16 protein-coding genes, 4 tRNA genes and 1 other RNA gene are annotated in these 19,685 nt (G+C 54.9%); 19 read left to right on the forward strand and 2 right to left on the reverse strand.

The genetic code is table 11. The annotated features are described in order from the left end of the window. Both ENGE1_RS17585 and ENGE1_RS28550 read left to right on the forward strand, forming a co-directional pair. A non-coding RNA gene (locus ENGE1_RS17585) (RtT sRNA) lies at nucleotides 1-84 on the forward strand; the annotation flags it as partial. A 331-nt stretch (nucleotides 85-415) separates the two neighbouring features. Next, nucleotides 416-562: a hypothetical protein gene (locus ENGE1_RS28550; protein WP_155409083.1), complete on the forward strand. Its 147-nt coding sequence runs from the start codon at nucleotides 416-418 to the stop codon at nucleotides 560-562. Nucleotides 563-634: 72 nt separating this feature from the next. Here ENGE1_RS28550 and coaA read toward each other — a convergent pair whose 3' ends face one another. Further along, a complete protein-coding gene (coaA, locus tag ENGE1_RS17590) occupies nucleotides 635-1,585 on the reverse strand; it encodes a type I pantothenate kinase (protein ID WP_043081016.1) in 951 nt (316 codons plus the stop codon). A gap of 332 nt (nucleotides 1,586-1,917) precedes the next feature. On the opposite strand from coaA, the gene ENGE1_RS17595 reads away from it, so the two are divergent. The 17 genes from ENGE1_RS17595 to ENGE1_RS17670 all read left to right on the forward strand — a co-directional run bounded on the left by ENGE1_RS17595 (nucleotide 1,918) and on the right by ENGE1_RS17670 (nucleotide 19,230). Continuing rightward, nucleotides 1,918-1,993, forward strand: a tRNA-Thr gene (locus ENGE1_RS17595). Nucleotides 1,994-2,001: 8 nt separating this feature from the next. Next, a tRNA-Tyr gene (locus ENGE1_RS17600) sits at nucleotides 2,002-2,086 on the forward strand. Nucleotides 2,087-2,199: 113 nt separating this feature from the next. Further along, nucleotides 2,200-2,274: transfer RNA gene (locus ENGE1_RS17605), tRNA-Gly, on the forward strand. 5 nt (nucleotides 2,275-2,279) lie between these two features. Continuing rightward, nucleotides 2,280-2,355: transfer RNA gene (locus ENGE1_RS17610), tRNA-Thr, on the forward strand. A 115-nt stretch (nucleotides 2,356-2,470) separates the two neighbouring features. Then, nucleotides 2,471-3,655, forward strand: coding sequence for an elongation factor Tu (tuf, locus tag ENGE1_RS17615; protein WP_043081015.1), 1,185 nt, complete (start codon nucleotides 2,471-2,473; stop codon nucleotides 3,653-3,655). Between the two features lie 230 nt (nucleotides 3,656-3,885). Next, nucleotides 3,886-4,269 (forward strand): preprotein translocase subunit SecE, encoded by a 384-nt coding sequence (gene secE / locus ENGE1_RS17620; protein WP_043081014.1) that lies wholly within the window; start codon nucleotides 3,886-3,888, stop codon nucleotides 4,267-4,269. 1 nt (nucleotide 4,270) lies between these two features. Beyond that, nucleotides 4,271-4,816, forward strand: coding sequence for a transcription termination/antitermination protein NusG (gene nusG, locus ENGE1_RS17625; RefSeq protein ID WP_001287521.1), 546 nt, complete (start codon nucleotides 4,271-4,273; stop codon nucleotides 4,814-4,816). Between the two features lie 144 nt (nucleotides 4,817-4,960). Next, the gene (rplK, locus tag ENGE1_RS17630; RefSeq protein WP_043081013.1) at nucleotides 4,961-5,389 is read left to right on the forward strand and encodes a 50S ribosomal protein L11; all 429 of its coding nucleotides are present in this window, start codon (nucleotides 4,961-4,963) and stop codon (nucleotides 5,387-5,389) included. Between the two features lie 3 nt (nucleotides 5,390-5,392). Continuing rightward, complete coding sequence (gene rplA / locus ENGE1_RS17635; RefSeq protein ID WP_043081012.1) at nucleotides 5,393-6,097, forward strand: 50S ribosomal protein L1; 705 nt, start codon at nucleotides 5,393-5,395, stop codon at nucleotides 6,095-6,097. Nucleotides 6,098-6,515: 418 nt separating this feature from the next. Continuing rightward, nucleotides 6,516-7,013: a 50S ribosomal protein L10 gene (gene rplJ / locus ENGE1_RS17640; protein WP_043081011.1), complete on the forward strand. Its 498-nt coding sequence runs from the start codon at nucleotides 6,516-6,518 to the stop codon at nucleotides 7,011-7,013. A gap of 66 nt (nucleotides 7,014-7,079) precedes the next feature. Next, complete coding sequence (gene rplL / locus ENGE1_RS17645) at nucleotides 7,080-7,445, forward strand: 50S ribosomal protein L7/L12 (protein WP_002445276.1); 366 nt, start codon at nucleotides 7,080-7,082, stop codon at nucleotides 7,443-7,445. A 324-nt stretch (nucleotides 7,446-7,769) separates the two neighbouring features. Then, entirely contained in the window at nucleotides 7,770-11,798 is a 4,029-nt protein-coding gene (gene rpoB, locus ENGE1_RS17650; protein ID WP_045289400.1) for a DNA-directed RNA polymerase subunit beta, read from the forward strand. A 76-nt stretch (nucleotides 11,799-11,874) separates the two neighbouring features. After that, entirely contained in the window at nucleotides 11,875-16,095 is a 4,221-nt protein-coding gene (rpoC, locus tag ENGE1_RS17655; protein ID WP_043081009.1) for a DNA-directed RNA polymerase subunit beta', read from the forward strand. Between the two features lie 181 nt (nucleotides 16,096-16,276). After that, the gene (locus ENGE1_RS27120; RefSeq protein ID WP_072062265.1) at nucleotides 16,277-16,738 is read left to right on the forward strand and encodes an STM2901 family protein; all 462 of its coding nucleotides are present in this window, start codon (nucleotides 16,277-16,279) and stop codon (nucleotides 16,736-16,738) included. Continuing rightward, a complete protein-coding gene (locus ENGE1_RS17660) occupies nucleotides 16,738-17,052 on the forward strand; it encodes a DUF1493 family protein (protein WP_043081008.1) in 315 nt (104 codons plus the stop codon). Before ENGE1_RS27120 ends, ENGE1_RS17660 begins: the two co-directional genes overlap by 1 nt. 252 nt (nucleotides 17,053-17,304) lie before the next feature. Further along, complete coding sequence (locus ENGE1_RS17665; protein WP_048254871.1) at nucleotides 17,305-18,645, forward strand: anaerobic C4-dicarboxylate transporter; 1,341 nt, start codon at nucleotides 17,305-17,307, stop codon at nucleotides 18,643-18,645. A gap of 210 nt (nucleotides 18,646-18,855) precedes the next feature. Beyond that, on the forward strand, nucleotides 18,856-19,230 hold the full coding sequence (locus ENGE1_RS17670) for a cell envelope integrity TolA C-terminal domain-containing protein (protein WP_064360662.1): 375 nt from the start codon (nucleotides 18,856-18,858) through the stop codon (nucleotides 19,228-19,230). Between the two features lie 136 nt (nucleotides 19,231-19,366). On the opposite strand, the gene ENGE1_RS17675 is transcribed toward ENGE1_RS17670, so the two are convergent. Then, the gene (locus ENGE1_RS17675; RefSeq protein WP_048254872.1) at nucleotides 19,367-19,684 is read right to left on the reverse strand and encodes a PTS lactose/cellobiose transporter subunit IIA; all 318 of its coding nucleotides are present in this window, start codon (nucleotides 19,682-19,684) and stop codon (nucleotides 19,367-19,369) included. Nucleotide 19,685: the final 1 nt, after the last annotated feature.

Below are 19,685 nucleotides of genomic sequence, written 5' to 3' on the forward strand. Positions count from 1 at the left end.
TTCGAGCGGAGCGAGAAAACGTTGCTTTAGCAACGGCCCGCAGGGCGAGTCGCGAAGCGGCGAGTCATCCTCTATCACCGACCAATTTTAAAAAGCCTGCTCATCGAGCAGGCTTTTTTGCGTTCACGGCAGGGAGGAGTCGAACCTCCGGAGAGGAACAAAGCTCTTTAGTCTTATTGATATGTCCGGTAGCAGAGTTGACGGCCGGCGTTCAACGCCTCCATGATAGCCGCGCCGGGTTTTTTGACCGGCAGGTGCAGCGACGCGGGGGATCTCTTCTCTCGCGGCTCCTTGCGCCAGAAAGAGAAAACCCCCGCACGTTGCGATGTTAAACAGGCAACTAACGGGGGTGATCTTGTACATCAGCAATGCAAGAATAGCCGCCAGCGTTAGCCAAATCAAGCAGGCTTCTCGCATGGACTTTCTGAAAGCCGTTTTACTCGCGGTTCTTATCCATATCGTCGCACCTTTGGTGGTGCGCTATGTGGATTCTAACTTTCCGACTCACTGCGTTAACCAGACGCACGGCGGCGCGGAGGGAACCGGCGACGGCCATCGCTGATTAGGTTATGTTGCGCCTTAGATTAGCCCCGCTCACGCGGGGCTTTTCTTTGTGGACTGCGCGGCAGAGCCTCTATTTGCGCAGCCGCACCTGGTCGACAGAGTGATTTTCGCTCTTGGTGAGGATCAGGCTCGCGCGCTCGCGCGTCGGTAGGATATTCTCTTTCAGATTCACCAAATTGATCTCATTCCACAGCGTCGTCGCAATATTGACCGCCTCGTCGCGGCTGAGCTTTGCGTAGTTGTGGAAGTAGGAGTCCGGATCGGTGAATGCCCCTTCACGAAACTTCAGAAAGCGGTTGATATACCACTTTTTCAGCAATGTTTCCGGCGCGTCAACGTAGATTGAGAAATCAACAAAATCAGAAACAAAGACGTGATGCGGATCGTGAGGATAGTCCATTCCGCTTTGCAGAACGTTCAGACCTTCGAGGATCAGAATATCCGGGTGAGTAACGGTTTTATCGCCGTCCGGGATCACATCATAGATAAGGTGCGAATAGACCGGTGCAGTGGCATCCGCCGCGCCGGACTTAATATCGGAGACAAATTTAACCAGCCGGCGCATGTCGTAGGACTGCGGAAACCCCTTCTTTTTCATCAGCCCGCGCTCTTTTAACACCTCGTTCGGATGTAAAAAGCCGTCGGTGGTGATCAGTTCGACGCGGCGGTGTTCGGGCCAGCGGCTGAGCAGGGCCTGCAGTACGCGCGCAGTGGTGCTTTTACCCACCGCCACGCTGCCAGCGATGCTGATAACGTAGGGAATGCGCGGCGCATTAGTGCCGAGAAACTGCTCCAGCACCGCCTGGCGGCGAAGGTTAGAGCTGATATAGAAGTTAAGCAAACGAGAGAGAGGGAGATAGATCTCCGCGACCTCTTCGAGAGAGAGATCTTCGTTAATGCCTTTTAAGCGCGTGATTTCCCCTTCGGTTAGGGTCATCGGCACGGAATCACGTAGTGAAGCCCACTGGCTGCGGTTGAACTGTAAATAGGGCGTCATTAACGTTTGCTCTTTTTTGCTCATAAGCATGCTCTGTCGGCCACGGTCTGCGCTATTTGTCGCAAGTGATGGCGCATCACATTCAGTAAATAAGGACAATGGGCAGGAGGTTAACACCAGATGGAATGAAACCAGAAGGAAAAATCCCATTATGTGGTGCATTCCTCTGCGGGCATCACGTAAGCATAGCGGCGGGTGTTCAGAATTTTCGCGCCATCGGTAAGCTGACTGCTGGATTTGCACACACTTTGCATATTTTTTGCATTGTCACGCTCAAAATATAAGCAACAGAACATTTTCTGCAAATTTTTAGTTGCATGGTTTGCCAGCTCTCCCTAGAATGCGCGCTACTTGATGCCGACTTAGCTCAGTAGGTAGAGCAACTGACTTGTAATCAGTAGGTCACCAGTTCGATTCCGGTAGTCGGCACCATCAAGTCCGGTGGGGTTCCCGAGCGGCCAAAGGGAGCAGACTGTAAATCTGCCGTCACAGACTTCGAAGGTTCGAATCCTTCCCCCACCACCACTTTCTGGCAGCATTTTGCTGCACGAGCTGGTAAGAATGTTAGCCGGCTCACAACGAAAAGTAAGAAATTACTTTTCGATGACAGAAAGAACTGGGTAGCCGAGTTTCAGGATGCGGGCATCGTATAATGGCTATTACCTCAGCCTTCCAAGCTGATGATGCGGGTTCGATTCCCGCTGCCCGCTCCAGACGTGCTGATATGGCTCAGTTGGTAGAGCGCACCCTTGGTAAGGGTGAGGTCCCCAGTTCGACTCTGGGTATCAGCACCACTTCACTATCTCTCCTCCCTGTTTTCTCTGTTTCTCATGCATTCAACAAGTCAGGCATGTCGCCTGGTTGATGTGGTGATATCACCGATTTATCCGTGTCTTAGAGGGACAATCGATGTCTAAAGAAAAGTTTGAACGTACAAAACCGCACGTTAACGTCGGTACTATCGGCCACGTTGACCATGGTAAAACAACGCTGACCGCTGCCATCACTACCGTACTGGCTAAAACCTACGGCGGTGCTGCCCGCGCATTCGACCAGATCGATAACGCGCCGGAAGAAAAAGCTCGTGGTATCACCATCAACACTTCTCACGTTGAATATGACACCCCGACTCGCCACTACGCGCACGTAGACTGCCCGGGCCACGCCGACTATGTTAAAAACATGATCACCGGTGCTGCGCAGATGGACGGCGCGATCCTGGTTGTTGCTGCGACTGACGGCCCGATGCCGCAGACCCGTGAGCACATCCTGCTGGGTCGTCAGGTAGGCGTTCCGTACATCATCGTGTTCCTGAACAAGTGCGACATGGTTGATGACGAAGAGCTGCTGGAACTGGTAGAGATGGAAGTTCGTGAACTGCTGTCTCAGTACGATTTCCCGGGCGACGACACCCCGATCGTTCGCGGTTCTGCGCTGAAAGCGCTGGAAGGCGACGCAGAGTGGGAAGCGAAAATCATCGAACTGGCTGGCCACCTGGATACCTATATCCCGGAACCAGAGCGTGCGATTGACAAGCCGTTCCTGCTGCCGATCGAAGACGTATTCTCCATCTCCGGTCGTGGTACCGTTGTTACCGGTCGTGTAGAGCGCGGTATCATCAAGGTTGGTGAAGAAGTTGAAATCGTTGGTATCAAAGACACCGCGAAAACCACCTGTACTGGCGTTGAAATGTTCCGCAAACTGCTGGACGAAGGCCGTGCTGGTGAGAACGTCGGCGTTCTGCTGCGTGGTATCAAGCGTGAAGAAATCGAACGTGGTCAGGTACTGGCTAAGCCGGGCTCCATCAAGCCGCACACCAAGTTCGAATCTGAAGTGTACATCCTGTCCAAAGACGAAGGCGGCCGTCACACTCCGTTCTTCAAAGGCTACCGTCCGCAGTTCTACTTCCGTACTACTGACGTGACTGGCACCATCGAACTGCCGGAAGGCGTAGAGATGGTAATGCCGGGCGACAACATCAAGATGGTTGTTACCCTGATCCACCCGATCGCGATGGACGACGGTCTGCGTTTCGCAATCCGTGAAGGTGGCCGTACCGTTGGTGCGGGCGTTGTTGCTAAAGTTCTTGGCTAATCGCTGATAACATTTGACGCAATGCGCAATAAAAGGGCATCATCTGATGCCCTTTTTGCACGCTTTCGAACCAGAACCTGGCTCATCAGTGATTTTTTTTGTCATAATCATTGCTGAGACAGGCTCTGTAGAGGGCGTTAAGTCCGAAAAGCACAGCAGAGCATTTTCGGTTTGGTTGCCTCGCTCACGCGGGGCAAAGATGTTTGTCGAATTCTTGTACAGGTTGGTTTATGAGTGCGAATACCGAAGCTCAAGGGAGCGGGCGCGGCCTGGAAGCGATGAAGTGGGTTGTCGTTGTGGCACTGCTGCTGGTCGCGGTAGTAGGCAACTACCTTTACCGTGACATTACGCTGCCACTGCGTGCGCTGGCCGTAGTGATTCTGATTGCTGCAGCAGGTGGTGTTGCGCTGTTGACGACGAAAGGCAAGGCGACCGTGGCGTTTGCCCGTGAAGCGCGTATCGAAATGCGTAAGGTCATCTGGCCGACGCGTCAGGAAACGCTGCATACCACGCTTATCGTTGCTGCAGTTACGGCGGTAATGTCACTGCTCCTGTGGGGACTGGATGGTATTCTGGTTCGCCTGGTATCCTTTATCACTGGCCTGAGGTTCTGAGATGTCTGAAGCTCCTAAGAAGCGCTGGTACGTCGTTCAGGCGTTTTCCGGTTTTGAAGGCCGCGTAGCCACATCGCTGCGCGAGCATATCAAATTACACAATATGGAAGAGTTGTTTGGTGAAGTCATGGTCCCCACTGAAGAGGTGGTTGAGATCCGTGGCGGCCAGCGTCGCAAAAGCGAGCGCAAATTCTTCCCGGGCTATGTACTGGTCCAGATGGTGATGAACGACGCCAGCTGGCACCTGGTACGCAGCGTTCCGCGCGTGATGGGCTTTATCGGCGGTACCTCTGACCGTCCGGCGCCGATCAGCGACAAAGAAGTCGATGCGATCATGAACCGCCTGCAGCAGGTTGGCGATAAGCCGCGTCCGAAAACGCTGTTTGAGCCGGGCGAAATGGTCCGCGTTAACGACGGCCCGTTTGCCGACTTTAACGGCGTGGTGGAAGAGGTGGACTACGAGAAGTCCCGCCTGAAAGTCTCCGTTTCTATCTTCGGCCGCGCAACGCCGGTAGAGCTGGACTTCAGCCAGGTTGAAAAAGCCTAACTAAGCCGCGAGCAACCGTTGCACAGGGCGCGAAATTGGACTACAATTTCGCGCCTTTTGTTTTTATGGACCTTGTCCGTAGAACGATTTTTATCACGGGGAGCCTCTTCCGAGGCGCTATAACCCAACTAGAGGAAATTAAGCATGGCTAAGAAAGTACAAGCCTATGTCAAGCTGCAGGTTGCAGCTGGTATGGCTAACCCGAGCCCGCCGGTAGGCCCGGCTCTGGGTCAGCAGGGCGTAAACATCATGGAATTCTGCAAAGCGTTCAACGCCAAAACTGAATCCATCGAAAAAGGTCTGCCGATCCCGGTAGTTATCACCGTTTACGCTGACCGTTCTTTCACTTTCGTTACCAAGACTCCGCCGGCAGCAGTTCTGCTGAAAAAAGCAGCGGGCATCAAGTCTGGTTCCGGTAAGCCGAACAAAGAGAAAGTAGGTAAAATTTCCCGCGCTCAGCTGCAGGAAATCGCGCAGACCAAAGCTGCCGACATGACTGGTGCCGACATTGAAGCGATGACTCGCTCCATCGAAGGTACTGCACGTTCCATGGGCCTGGTAGTGGAGGACTAAGAAATGGCTAAACTGACCAAGCGCATGCGTGTGATCCGTGAGAAAGTTGATGCGACCAAACAGTACGACATCAACGAAGCTATCTCTCTGCTGAAAGAACTGGCAACTGCCAAGTTTGTAGAAAGCGTAGACGTTGCCGTTAACCTCGGCATCGACGCGCGTAAATCTGACCAGAACGTACGTGGTGCAACTGTACTGCCGCACGGTACTGGCCGTTCTGTTCGCGTAGCCGTATTTGCCCAGGGCCCGAACGCTGAAGCTGCTAAAGCAGCTGGCGCTGAGCTGGTAGGTATGGAAGATCTGGCTGACCAGATCAAGAAAGGCGAAATGAACTTCGACGTTGTTATTGCTTCCCCGGATGCAATGCGCGTTGTTGGCCAGCTGGGCCAGGTACTGGGTCCGCGTGGCCTGATGCCGAACCCGAAAGTGGGTACTGTGACTCCGAACGTTGCTGAAGCGGTTAAGAACGCTAAAGCCGGTCAGGTTCGCTACCGTAACGACAAAAACGGCATCATCCACACCACCATCGGTAAAGTGGATTTTGACGCTGACAAACTGAAAGAAAACCTGGAAGCTCTGCTGGTTGCGCTGAAAAAAGCGAAACCGACTCAGGCGAAAGGCGTGTACATCAAGAAAATCAGCATCTCCACCACCATGGGTGCTGGCGTTGCCGTTGATCAGGCGGGTCTGAGCGCGTCTGCTGCTTAAGATTTGCCTTTACGTGGGCGGTGATTTTGTCTACAATCTTACCCCCACGTATTCTGCTTAAAGCAGAATTCTATGCGAGTCATTCGAATTGCAGCAAGGCGGCAAGCGAGTGAGTCGCCAGTCACATAGGTAACTATGTGACTGGTGCGAACGAACGCAGCCAACGCGGCTGCGGTTTGAAGGACGAAGTCATAGAACAGATTTGTTCGTTGGAGCCTGGCCTATCCAGGCCTCCGTCGAAGACCGCAGGTGTCCCGTCAGGGCCTTAATTTCCTGCGTAGACGGTGACAGAACGCTAAGATTATTTTTTGATACTTTTGGCTTGTTTCTGCTCACCGTATTTAAGACGTTCATCTCGTTGAGATGGATGAAGTGAGTTCCAGAGTTCGACTCTGGCAAACATCCAGGAGCAAAGCTAATGGCTTTAAATCTTCAAGACAAACAAGCGATTGTTGCTGAAGTCAGCGAAGTAGCCAAAGGCGCGCTGTCTGCAGTCGTTGCGGATTCCCGTGGCGTAACCGTAGACAAAATGACTGAACTGCGTAAAGCAGGTCGTGAAGCCGGCGTATACATGCGTGTTGTTCGTAACACCCTGCTGCGTCGCTCTGTTGAAGGTACTGCTTTTGAGTGCCTGAAAGACACGTTTGTTGGTCCGACCCTGATTGCATACTCTATGGAACACCCGGGCGCTGCTGCTCGTCTGTTCAAAGAGTTCGCGAAAGCGAATGCAAACTTTGAGGTCAAAGCTGCAGCCTTTGAAGGTGAGGTTATCCCGGCGTCTCAGATCGACCGCCTGGCAACTCTGCCGACCTACGAAGAAGCACTGGCACGTCTGATGTCGACCATGAAAGAAGCCGCTGCCGGCAAGCTGGTCCGCACTCTGGCTGCTGTACGCGATGCGAAAGAAGCTGCTTAATTGCCGTTTTCTTTGTAAAGCATTCGCCTACGTATAAACTTATTCTGATATTCAGGAACAATTTAAATGTCTATCACTAAAGATCAAATCATCGAAGCAGTTGCCGCTATGTCCGTAATGGACGTTGTTGAACTGGTATCTGCAATGGAAGAAAAATTCGGCGTTTCTGCTGCCGCTGCTGTAGCTGTTGCTGCTGGCCCGGCTGAAGCTGCTGAAGAGAAAACCGAGTTCGACGTTATCCTGAAAGCCGCTGGCGCTAACAAAGTTGCTGTTATCAAAGCAGTACGTGGCGCAACTGGCCTGGGTCTGAAAGAAGCTAAAGACCTGGTAGAATCTGCTCCGGCCGCTCTGAAAGAAGGCGTGAGCAAAGATGACGCTGAAGCTCTGAAAAAATCTCTGGAAGAAGCTGGCGCTGAAGTTGAAGTTAAATAAGCCAACCCTTCCGGTTGCAGCCTAAGCGATTAGGCTGATGGCTGGTGACTTTTTAGTCACCAGCCTTTTTGCGCTGTAGGGCGCCAGCAGCATTTCACACTGTTTGACTGCGGGCTGCCTTGACAATACTTGTTTCTATCGACGTCTTAATATACCGCGACAGGCTTCGACTCCTGTGTAAATCGCGATGAAATGGTTTAAGCGTGATAGCAACAAGTATTGCGGAAAGTGTTCCATTTTCCGGTCAACAAAATGGTGTTGCATAAACTGCCCGTCCAGTGGGCAGAGTGGGTCGAAGACTTGTCAGCGAGCTGAGGAACCCTAATGGTTTACTCCTATACCGAGAAAAAACGTATTCGTAAGGATTTTGGTAAACGTCCGCAGGTGCTGGATGTCCCATATCTCCTTTCTATCCAGCTTGACTCGTTCCAGAAGTTTATCGAGCAAGATCCTGAAGGTCAGTATGGTCTGGAAGCGGCATTCCGTTCCGTGTTCCCGATCGCAAGCTACAGCGGTAATTCCGAGCTGCAGTACGTCAGCTACCGCCTTGGCGAACCGGTATTTGACGTTAAAGAGTGTCAGATCCGCGGCGTGACCTATTCCGCTCCCCTGCGCGTTAAGCTGCGCCTGGTGATTTATGAGCGTGAAGCGCCGGAAGGCACCGTCAAAGACATCAAAGAACAAGAAGTGTACATGGGCGAAATTCCGCTCATGACCGACAACGGTACCTTTGTCATCAACGGTACCGAGCGCGTTATCGTTTCTCAGCTGCACCGTAGCCCGGGCGTCTTCTTTGACAGCGATAAGGGTAAAACCCACTCGTCGGGTAAAGTGCTGTATAACGCACGCATCATCCCTTACCGCGGTTCCTGGCTGGACTTCGAGTTCGATCCGAAGGACAACCTGTTTGTCCGTATCGACCGTCGTCGTAAGCTGCCGGCGACCATTATCCTGCGCGCGCTGAACTACACCACTGAGCAGATCCTCGACCTGTTCTTTGAAAAAGTGGTGTTTGAAATTCGCGACAACAAGCTGCAGATGGAGCTGATTCCTGAGCGCCTGCGCGGTGAAACCGCCTCCTTCGATATCGAAGCCGACGGTAAAGTGTACGTTGAGAAAGGCCGCCGCATTACCGCGCGCCACATCCGCCAGCTGGAAAAAGACGATGTTAAACACATCGAAGTGCCGGTTGAGTACATCGCGGGCAAAGTGGCTGCGAAGGACTACGTTGATACCAACACCGGCGAACTGATCTGCGCGGCGAACATGGAGCTGAGCCTGGATCTGCTGGCCAAGCTGAGCCAGTCTGGCCACAAGCGTATCGAAACGCTGTTCACCAACGATCTGGACCACGGCCCGTACATCTCTGAGACCGTCCGCGTCGATCCGACTAACGATCGCCTGAGCGCGCTGGTAGAAATCTACCGCATGATGCGCCCGGGTGAGCCGCCGACCCGCGAAGCGGCCGAAAGCCTGTTTGAGAACCTGTTCTTCTCTGAAGACCGCTACGACCTCTCTGCGGTAGGCCGCATGAAGTTCAACCGCTCTCTGCTGCGTGACGAGATCGAAGGTTCCGGTATCCTGAGCAAAGACGACATCATTGACGTTATGAAGAAGCTCATTGATATCCGTAACGGTAAAGGCGAAGTGGATGATATCGACCACCTCGGCAACCGTCGTATCCGTTCCGTGGGCGAAATGGCGGAAAACCAGTTCCGCGTTGGCCTGGTGCGCGTAGAGCGTGCGGTGAAAGAGCGTCTCTCTCTGGGCGACCTCGACACCCTGATGCCGCAGGACATGATCAACGCCAAGCCGATTTCGGCGGCGGTGAAAGAGTTCTTTGGCTCCAGCCAGCTGTCCCAGTTTATGGACCAGAACAACCCGCTGTCTGAGATCACGCACAAGCGTCGTATCTCGGCACTCGGCCCGGGTGGTCTGACCCGTGAACGTGCGGGCTTCGAAGTGCGAGACGTACACCCGACTCACTACGGTCGCGTCTGCCCAATCGAAACCCCGGAAGGTCCGAACATCGGTCTGATCAACTCCCTGTCCGTGTACGCACAGACTAACGAATACGGCTTCCTCGAAACCCCGTATCGTAAAGTGACCGACGGCGTGGTGACCGACGAAATTCATTACCTGTCTGCTATTGAAGAGGGTAACTTCGTTATTGCCCAGGCGAACTCCAACCTGAGCGACGAAGGCCGTTTCGTAGACGATCTGGTTACCTGCCGTAGCAAAGGCGAATCGAGCCTGTTCAGCCGCGACCAGGTTGACTACATGGACGTATCCACCCAGCAGGTGGTTTCCGTCGGTGCGTCCCTGATCCCGTTCCTGGAACACGATGACGCCAACCGTGCATTGATGGGTGCGAACATGCAACGTCAGGCGGTTCCGACCCTGCGCGCTGATAAGCCGCTGGTAGGTACCGGTATGGAACGTGCTGTTGCCGTCGACTCCGGCGTAACCTCCGTTGCCAAGCGCGGCGGCGTGGTGCAGTACGTGGATGCCTCCCGTATCGTTATCAAAGTTAACGAAGACGAGATGTACCCGGGCGAAGCAGGTATCGACATCTATAACCTGACCAAGTACACCCGCTCTAACCAGAACACCTGCATCAACCAGATGCCGTGCGTCTCTCTGGGTGAGCCGATTGAGCGCGGCGACGTGCTGGCAGACGGCCCGTCCACCGACCTCGGTGAACTGGCGCTGGGCCAGAACATGCGCGTCGCGTTCATGCCGTGGAACGGCTACAACTTCGAAGACTCCATCCTCGTCTCCGAGCGCGTGGTTCAGGAAGACCGCTTCACCACTATCCACATCCAGGAACTGGCGTGCGTGTCCCGCGACACCAAGCTGGGGCCGGAAGAGATCACTGCCGATATCCCGAACGTGGGTGAGGCCGCGCTCTCCAAGCTGGATGAGTCCGGTATCGTCTATATCGGTGCGGAAGTGAAGGGCGGCGACATCCTGGTCGGTAAAGTGACGCCGAAAGGCGAAACCCAGCTGACCCCGGAAGAGAAGCTGCTGCGTGCGATCTTCGGTGAGAAAGCGTCTGACGTTAAAGACTCTTCTCTGCGCGTGCCGAACAGCGTTTCCGGTACCGTTATCGACGTGCAGGTCTTTACCCGCGATGGCGTGGAAAAAGACAAGCGTGCGCTGGAAATCGAAGAGATGCAGCTCAAGCAGGCCAAGAAAGACCTGTCTGAAGAACTGCAGATCCTCGAAGCTGGCCTGTTCAGCCGTATCTACGCGGTACTGGTTGCCGGTGGTATTGAAGCGTCCAAACTCGACGCTCTGCCGCGCGATCGCTGGCTCGAACTCGGTCTGACCGACGAAGAGAAGCAGAATCAGCTGGAGCAGCTGGCCGAGCAGTACGACGAGCTGAAGCACGAGTTTGAGAAGAAACTCGAAGCGAAACGCCGCAAAATCACCCAGGGCGACGATCTGGCACCGGGCGTGCTGAAGATTGTTAAGGTGTATCTGGCCGTTAAACGTCAGATCCAGCCTGGTGATAAAATGGCGGGCCGCCACGGTAACAAGGGTGTTATCTCCAAGATCAACCCGATCGAAGATATGCCGCACGATGCGAACGGTACGCCGGTCGACATCGTTCTGAACCCGCTGGGCGTACCGTCCCGTATGAACATCGGTCAGATCCTGGAAACTCACCTGGGTATGGCGGCGAAAGGCATCGGCGATAAGATCAACGCCATGCTCAAGCAGCAGCAGGAAGTTGCCAAACTGCGCGAGTTCATCCAGCGTGCTTACGATCTGGGTACTGACGTGCGTCAGAAAGTTGACCTCAACACCTTCAGCGATGACGAAGTGCTGCGCCTGGCAGAGAACCTGCGTAAGGGTATGCCAATCGCCACGCCGGTATTCGACGGTGCGAAAGAAGCGGAAATCAAAGAGCTGCTGCAGCTCGGCGGCCTGCCGACTTCCGGTCAGATCACCCTGTACGATGGCCGCACCGGCGAGCAGTTCGAGCGTCCGGTAACCGTGGGTTACATGTACATGCTGAAACTGAACCACCTGGTCGACGACAAGATGCACGCGCGTTCCACCGGTTCCTACAGCCTGGTTACTCAGCAGCCGCTGGGTGGTAAGGCGCAGTTCGGTGGTCAGCGCTTCGGTGAGATGGAAGTGTGGGCGCTGGAAGCATACGGCGCCGCCTACACCCTGCAGGAAATGCTTACCGTTAAGTCTGATGACGTGAACGGTCGTACCAAGATGTATAAGAACATCGTGGACGGCAACCATCAGATGGAACCAGGCATGCCGGAATCCTTCAACGTACTGTTGAAAGAGATTCGTTCGCTGGGTATCAACATCGAACTGGAAGACGAGTAATTCTCGCTCAAACAGGTCACCGCTGCCGGGTTAACGCCCGGCAGCGGAATGTGCTAACTCCGACGGGAGCAAATCCGTGAAAGACTTATTAAAGTTTCTGAAAGCGCAAACTAAAACCGAAGAGTTTGATGCGATCAAAATTGCTCTGGCCTCGCCAGACATGATCCGTTCATGGTCTTTTGGTGAAGTTAAAAAGCCGGAAACCATTAACTACCGTACGTTCAAGCCTGAGCGTGACGGTCTGTTCTGCGCCCGTATCTTTGGGCCAGTGAAAGACTATGAGTGCCTGTGCGGTAAGTACAAGCGCCTGAAGCACCGCGGCGTTATCTGTGAGAAGTGCGGCGTTGAAGTGACCCAGACTAAAGTGCGTCGTGAGCGCATGGGCCACATCGAGCTGGCGTCTCCGACCGCCCACATCTGGTTCCTGAAATCCCTGCCGTCCCGTATCGGCCTGCTGCTGGATATGCCGCTGCGCGATATCGAACGCGTACTGTACTTCGAATCCTACGTGGTAATCGAAGGCGGGATGACTAACCTGGAACGTAACCAGATCCTGACCGAAGAGCAGTACCTCGACGCGCTGGAAGAGTTCGGTGACGAATTCGACGCCAAGATGGGTGCGGAAGCTATTCAGGCCCTGCTGAAAAACATGGACCTGGAGCAGGAGTGTGAAACCCTGCGTGAAGAGCTGAACGAAACCAACTCTGAAACCAAGCGTAAGAAGCTGACCAAGCGTATCAAGCTGCTGGAAGCGTTCGTTCAGTCCGGTAACAAGCCGGAGTGGATGATCCTGACCGTTCTGCCGGTTCTGCCGCCAGATCTGCGTCCGCTGGTACCGCTGGACGGCGGTCGTTTTGCGACTTCTGACCTGAACGATCTGTATCGTCGCGTCATTAACCGTAACAACCGTCTGAAGCGTCTGCTGGATCTGGCCGCGCCGGATATCATCGTGCGCAACGAAAAGCGTATGCTGCAGGAAGCGGTAGATGCCCTGCTGGATAACGGCCGTCGCGGTCGCGCGATCACCGGTTCCAACAAGCGTCCGCTGAAATCGCTGGCCGACATGATCAAAGGTAAGCAGGGTCGTTTCCGTCAGAACCTGCTCGGTAAGCGCGTTGACTACTCCGGTCGTTCGGTTATCACCGTAGGTCCATACCTGCGTCTGCACCAGTGCGGTCTGCCGAAGAAAATGGCCCTGGAGCTGTTCAAACCGTTCATCTACGGCAAGCTTGAGCTGCGCGGTCTGGCCACCACCATCAAAGCCGCCAAGAAAATGGTTGAGCGTGAAGAAGCTGTCGTCTGGGATATCCTCGACGAAGTTATCCGCGAACACCCGGTGCTGCTGAACCGTGCGCCGACTCTGCACCGTCTGGGTATCCAGGCCTTTGAACCGGTACTGATCGAAGGTAAAGCGATTCAGCTGCACCCGCTGGTTTGTGCCGCGTACAACGCCGACTTCGATGGTGACCAGATGGCTGTTCACGTACCGCTGACGCTGGAAGCCCAGCTGGAAGCGCGTGCGCTGATGATGTCCACCAACAACATCCTGTCCCCGGCGAACGGCGAACCAATCATCGTTCCGTCCCAGGACGTGGTACTGGGTCTGTACTACATGACCCGCGACTGTGTTAACGCCAAAGGCGAAGGCATGGTGCTGACTGGCCCGAAAGAAGCCGAGCGTCTCTACCGCTCTGGCCAGGCCTCTCTGCATGCGCGCGTTAAAGTGCGTATCACCGAATATGAAAAAGACGCTAACGGCGAATTCGTTGCGACCACCAGCCTGAAAGACACGACCGTCGGTCGCGCCATTCTGTGGATGATCGTGCCGAAAGGTCTGCCTTTCTCCATCGTCAACCAGGCGCTGGGTAAGAAAGCTATCTCCAAAATGCTGAACACCTGTTACCGCATTCTGGGCCTGAAGCCGACCGTTATCTTCGCTGACCAGACCATGTACACCGGCTTTGCCTACGCGGCCCGTTCAGGTGCCTCCGTCGGTATCGACGACATGGTTATTCCGCAGAAGAAATACGAAATCATTTCTGAAGCCGAAGCCGAAGTGGCCGAGATTCAGGAACAGTTCCAGTCCGGTCTGGTGACCGCTGGCGAACGTTACAACAAAGTCATCGATATCTGGGCCGCGGCGAACGATCGCGTATCCAAAGCGATGATGGACAACCTGCAGACCGAAACCGTCATTAACCGTGAAGGTAAAGAAGAGCAGCAGGTTTCGTTCAACAGCATCTACATGATGGCCGACTCCGGTGCGCGTGGTTCTGCTGCCCAGATCCGTCAGCTGGCCGGTATGCGTGGTCTGATGGCGAAGCCGGATGGCTCCATCATCGAAACGCCGATCACCGCGAACTTCCGTGAAGGTCTGAACGTACTCCAGTACTTCATCTCCACGCACGGTGCGCGTAAAGGTCTGGCGGATACCGCGCTGAAAACCGCGAACTCCGGTTACCTGACCCGTCGTCTGGTTGACGTGGCGCAGGATCTGGTGGTTACCGAGGACGACTGCGGCACGCTGGAAGGCCTGGTGATGACCCCGGTTATCGAAGGTGGCGACGTTAAAGAGCCGCTGCGCGATCGCGTTCTGGGTCGTGTGACGGCAGAAGACGTGCTGAAGCCGGGTACTGCGGATATTCTTGTCCCGCGTAACACGCTGCTGCACGAACAGTGGTGTGACCTGCTGGAAGCCAACTCCGTTGACTCGGTGAAAGTTCGCTCCGTTGTATCCTGCGAAACTGACTTCGGCGTGTGTGCCCACTGCTACGGTCGTGACCTGGCGCGTGGCCACATCATCAACAAAGGTGAGGCCATCGGCGTTATCGCGGCACAGTCCATCGGTGAGCCGGGTACTCAGCTGACCATGCGTACGTTCCACATCGGTGGTGCGGCATCGCGTGCGGCTGCTGAATCCAGCATTCAGGTGAAGAACAAAGGTAGCATCAAGCTGTTCAACGCCAAGTCGGTTGTCAACTCCAGCGGTAAGCTGGTGGTGACCTCCCGTAACACCGAGCTGAAGCTGATCGACGAATTCGGTCGTACCAAAGAGAGCTATAAAGTGCCTTACGGTGCGGTTATGGCGAAGGGCGATGGCGAGCAGGTTGCCGGCGGCGAAACCGTTGCCAACTGGGATCCGCACACCATGCCGGTTATCACCGAAGTGAGCGGTTTCATCCGCTTCACCGACATGATCGACGGCCAGACCATCACTCGTCAGACCGACGAACTGACCGGCCTCTCTTCCCTGGTGGTTCTGGATTCCGCAGAACGTACTACCGGTGGTAAAGACCTGCGTCCGGCGCTGAAAATCGTCGACGCCCAGGGCAACGACGTTCTGATCCCGGGCACCGACATGCCGGCTCAGTACTTCCTGCCGGGTAAAGCGATCGTTCAGCTGGACGATGGCGTACAGATCGGTGCGGGTGACGCCCTGGCGCGTATTCCGCAGGAATCCAGTGGTACGAAAGATATCACCGGTGGTCTGCCGCGCGTTGCCGACCTGTTCGAAGCGCGTCGTCCGAAAGAGCCGGCAATCCTGGCTGAAATCAGCGGCATTATCTCCTTCGGTAAAGAGACCAAAGGTAAGCGCCGTCTGGTGATCACTCCGGTTGACGGTAGCGATCCGTACGAAGAGATGATCCCGAAATGGCGTCAGCTCAACGTGTTTGAAGGCGAACGCGTAGAACGCGGTGACGTGGTTTCCGACGGTCCGGAAGCGCCGCACGACATTCTGCGTCTGCGCGGCGTTCACGCGGTGACCCGCTACATCACTAACGAAGTGCAGGACGTATACCGTCTGCAGGGCGTTAAGATTAACGATAAGCACATCGAAGTTATCGTTCGTCAGATGCTGCGTAAAGCGACCATCGTGAATGCAGGCAGCTCCGAGTTCCTGGAAGGCGAGCAGGCTGAATACTCCCGCATCAAGATCGCCAACCGCGAGCTGGAAGCGGACGGCAAAATCGGCGCAACCTTCGCGCGCGATCTGCTGGGTATCACCAAAGCGTCTCTGGCAACCGAGTCCTTCATCTCCGCGGCCTCGTTCCAGGAGACCACTCGCGTGCTGACCGAAGCAGCCGTTGCGGGCAAACGCGACGAACTGCGCGGTCTGAAAGAGAACGTTATCGTGGGTCGCCTGATCCCGGCCGGTACCGGTTACGCGTACCACCAGGACCGCATCCGTCGTCGCGCCGCTGGCGAGCCGACCGCTGCACCGCAGGTGAGCGCGGAAGAAGCTTCTGCAAGCCTTGCAGAGCTGCTGAACGCAGGCCTGGGCGGTTCTGACGATTAATCGTTGACGCACTGCTGAAAAAGCCAGTCAGGGTTCCTGACTGGCTTTTTTTATGGGCAATGCATTTCGTTGTACCCGTATTACTGAATCCAGACTTTTGCGTATTTTTCAAAGAAGTCGGTTTGCAATTTCGTTTAACACTCAATAGCATTGGCTAAATATTGTGCGGTGAGGGGTTGTCATGGATACGACTGAAACACTTAATGGAACCTATTTCTACGGCGGGTTATCTAATCTTTCTCCGCAGCAGCTCTGGTGGGCGATTACGACGTCTGTCGTGAGCGGCTATTTAGGGATTTCAGCCGTTGATGCCGCTCTAATCATTTCTGGTCAGCCTATTATTGGTACGAGAGTAAAGCCTGGAACGGCAACACCCGGAACCTCTTTAGCATCTAAGTATATGAGTAACTGGTTAAATTACAGATTGCCACACGGTTTCCGACTTCCTACGCTAACGGGTAAGTCTATTGCTACACTAAAATGGACAAGCACAAATAACCTTGGCCGCTTTGTTGGCCGTAATGTTCCCTGGCTAGGCTGGGTCCTGACTTTTACGACGATATACCAGATTAATACTGATATTCGTCAGACCTATAATAAGATTGCCCGGCCTGAGCATCGAATTCAGTGGACTTACTTCTGATGACAGACGTCGAGAAAGAGATCGTCGATTTTATCGATCGAAGCTACAACACCAAAAAATACTTCCTCTTTGGTCCCAGGAAGAGCATCACCCTGGATACCAATATTAGAGATGATCTTAAACTCGTATATGAAGATAATGTTGAAATGATGGATAGCTATTTCCAGCGCTGGCGCGTTGAGCGTGGGGGTTTTAATATCCTTAACTACTTTAACCCAGAGTTTTTGGGATCGCGAGAGCCCGATCCGCATAAACCATTGACGTTGAGAATGCTGGCGGCGTCCGCGAGGGCAGGGAAGTGGTTGTATGACTGACACTGAGATGACGCGCCTTATCCGATAGTTCGCACCATTTGGCGTCCGGCGTCATCCCCCTCCCCGAACTTGTGTGCAAAAACTTTTTACCGCGCATCATTCCGACCGTGGCCCCCACCGCCCGATGCCCGGAAACCCTGTGCGCGTCAAATAATGCGCAGCCTAAAAGCGATATATTCCCCAAAGTTATACTAAAAGTGTGGGTATTCAGCTAAGCCTGACCCCACGTTATGGACAGCCTCCGGGGGAGATATGGAATTTGCGCTACAGCTCATCATCATTTTAATTTGCCTGTTTTACGGCGCCCGCAAGGGCGGCATCGCGCTGGGCCTGCTGGGCGGCATTGGCCTGGTTATTCTGGTCTTTGTTTTTCACCTTAAGCCGGGCAAGCCGCCGGTTGACGTGATGCTGGTGATTATCGCCGTGGTGGCGGCATCGGCCACGCTGCAGGCCTCCGGCGGCCTCGACGTGATGCTGCAGATCGCCGAGAAACTGCTGCGGCGCAATCCGAAGTACGTCTCTATCGTCGCGCCCTTCGTCACCTGCACCCTGACCATCCTCTGTGGGACCGGCCACGTGGTGTACACCATCCTGCCGATTATTTATGACGTGGCTATCAAGAATAACATCCGCCCGGAGCGGCCGATGGCGGCCAGCACCATCGGCGCGCAGATGGGCATTATCGCCAGCCCCGTCTCGGTAGCGGTGGTCTCACTGGTGGCGATGCTCGGCAACTTCACCTTTAACGGTAAGCACCTCGAATTTCTCGACCTGCTCTCCATCACCATCCCGTCAACCCTGCTCGGCATCCTGGCTATCGGCATCTTCAGCTGGTTTCGCGGCAAAGATCTCGACAAGGACCCGGAATTCCAGGCGTTTATCGCCACGCCGGAGAATCGCCACTATGTCTATGGCGACACGGCAACGCTGCTCGACCGCAAGCTGCCGACGAGCAACTGGATAGCGATGTGGATCTTCCTCGCCGCCATCGCGGTCGTAGCCCTGCTCGGCGCCTTCTCTGAGCTGAGACCGGCCTTTGACGGCAAGCCGCTGTCGATGGTGCTGGTGATCCAGATGTTTATGCTGTTCGCCGGGGCGGTGATTGTGATCGCCACCAAAACCAACCCGGCCTCAATTTCCAAAAACGAAGTGTTCCGCTCCGGGATGATCGCCATCGTCGCGGTATACGGCATCGCATGGATGGCCGAGACCATGTTCGGCGCGCATCTGAAGGAGATCGAGGGAACGCTGGGGGCGATGGTGAAGGAGTTTCCCTGGGCCTACGCCATCGTCCTGCTGCTGGTGTCGAAGTTCGTGAACTCCCAGGCGGCGGCGCTGGCGGCCATTGTCCCGGTAGCGCTGGCGATTGGCGTCGATCCCGCCTACATTGTGGCCTCTGCGCCGGCCTGCTACGGCTACTATATTCTGCCGACCTATCCCAGCGACCTGGCGGCGATCCAGTTCGACCGCTCCGGCACCACCCGCATCGGCCGCTTTGTCATCAACCACAGCTTTATCCTGCCGGGGCTGATTGGCGTTAGCGTGTCGTGCGTGTTTGGCTGGGTGCTGGCGGGGGTGTATGGGTTTTTGTGAGGATAACGATATTGCTTTGCCTGGGATGGATTTAGCTGCACGACCTTCCTGTATATTGCGGACAGCGTTTAAGATGATGATTATGCGGCAGGGCTAAGCGAGGAGCGGTAGACGGGATCTCATCGATTGGGTCTGCCGCTATTACGGTTTGAGGTTTAAATGGATTGAGGGGCAAAAGTGGGATTATCCGAAACGGTAAAGAAAATCGTTATGCTAACTTTTGTGGCCGGCATGGCCGCAGGATGTGCGCCGCTACATCCCTCCGGCTGCCATAAGACCACGGCGCTGGGGAGTTGCGGCTCAGGACGCTGGGACGATCGGGATGAATGGGGTGCGCAAGCGCGGGCCATCAGGGCGGCAGTAAATAGCAAACTTGATGAACCGCAAAACTGGAAAGGAAAAAAATGCAGACTGCATATTGAATTTGCACAGGACGGCACGGCGTTAAGCATATCAACCAGCAATGGCAACAAAGCCTATTGCGAAGCGATAGCGTCAGCGGCCCATAAAGCCAAATTCCCGGCCTTCAACAATCCGGACGTTTATAGAGATTTTCAAAAATCCGGCTTCGATATGCGCGGCTAGCGGCGTAATAGCCATCTGAATGCCCGCTCTTTGCTCAAAAGAAACCGTCAAAATGAATGATGTGTCGTAATCTGTCGAGGGCAGAGCCCACCAAAAACAAAAATGCCCGCCGGTAGCGGGCACGCTGCATGAACCCTCAACCCACCGCCGGCAGCCGCCGATACAGCTCAATCATATCCCCCGCCAGATCCTGGATCACCATCGCGTTCATCAGGTGGTCCTGGGAGTGGACGGTGATCAGGTTCACCGGCAGCTTGCCGGTGCCTTCGTCCAGGCCGATAAGCAGGGTCTGGATGGTGTGGGCGTGCTTCACAAACTCGCGGGACTCGGCCATCGCCTGTTCGGCGGCGGCGAAGTCGCCTTTGCGCGCCATCTGCAGAGCGGTCAGCGCCGAACTGCGGGCGGCGCCGGCGTTAACCAGCAGCTCCATAATGGTGGTTTCTAAATCTTCCACG

Origin of the sequence: Pluralibacter gergoviae ATCC 33028 = NBRC 105706 (genome assembly GCF_001598855.1) — a bacterium.
Classification (GTDB): domain Bacteria; phylum Pseudomonadota; class Gammaproteobacteria; order Enterobacterales; family Enterobacteriaceae; genus Pluralibacter; species Pluralibacter gergoviae.

Excerpts from the sequence above, each read along its gene's own strand:
- rpoB (WP_045289400.1), top strand. The coding sequence starts at position 7,770 with ATGGTTTACTCCTATACCGAGAAAAAACGTATTCGTAAGGATTTTGGT.
- rplL (WP_002445276.1), top strand. The coding sequence starts at position 7,080 with ATGTCTATCACTAAAGATCAAATCATCGAAGCAGTTGCCGCTATGTCC.
- coaA (WP_043081016.1), bottom strand. The coding sequence starts at position 1,585 with ATGAGCAAAAAAGAGCAAACGTTAATGACGCCCTATTTACAGTTCAAC.
- tuf (WP_043081015.1), top strand. The coding sequence starts at position 2,471 with ATGTCTAAAGAAAAGTTTGAACGTACAAAACCGCACGTTAACGTCGGT.
- ENGE1_RS28550 (WP_155409083.1), top strand. The coding sequence starts at position 416 with ATGGACTTTCTGAAAGCCGTTTTACTCGCGGTTCTTATCCATATCGTC.
- nusG (WP_001287521.1), top strand. The coding sequence starts at position 4,271 with ATGTCTGAAGCTCCTAAGAAGCGCTGGTACGTCGTTCAGGCGTTTTCC.
- rplA (WP_043081012.1), top strand. The coding sequence starts at position 5,393 with ATGGCTAAACTGACCAAGCGCATGCGTGTGATCCGTGAGAAAGTTGAT.
- rplK (WP_043081013.1), top strand. The coding sequence starts at position 4,961 with ATGGCTAAGAAAGTACAAGCCTATGTCAAGCTGCAGGTTGCAGCTGGT.
- ENGE1_RS17660 (WP_043081008.1), top strand. The coding sequence starts at position 16,738 with ATGACAGACGTCGAGAAAGAGATCGTCGATTTTATCGATCGAAGCTAC.
- ENGE1_RS17670 (WP_064360662.1), top strand. The coding sequence starts at position 18,856 with ATGCTAACTTTTGTGGCCGGCATGGCCGCAGGATGTGCGCCGCTACAT.
- ENGE1_RS27120 (WP_072062265.1), top strand. The coding sequence starts at position 16,277 with ATGGATACGACTGAAACACTTAATGGAACCTATTTCTACGGCGGGTTA.
- secE (WP_043081014.1), top strand. The coding sequence starts at position 3,886 with ATGAGTGCGAATACCGAAGCTCAAGGGAGCGGGCGCGGCCTGGAAGCG.
- ENGE1_RS17665 (WP_048254871.1), top strand. The coding sequence starts at position 17,305 with ATGGAATTTGCGCTACAGCTCATCATCATTTTAATTTGCCTGTTTTAC.
- rplJ (WP_043081011.1), top strand. The coding sequence starts at position 6,516 with ATGGCTTTAAATCTTCAAGACAAACAAGCGATTGTTGCTGAAGTCAGC.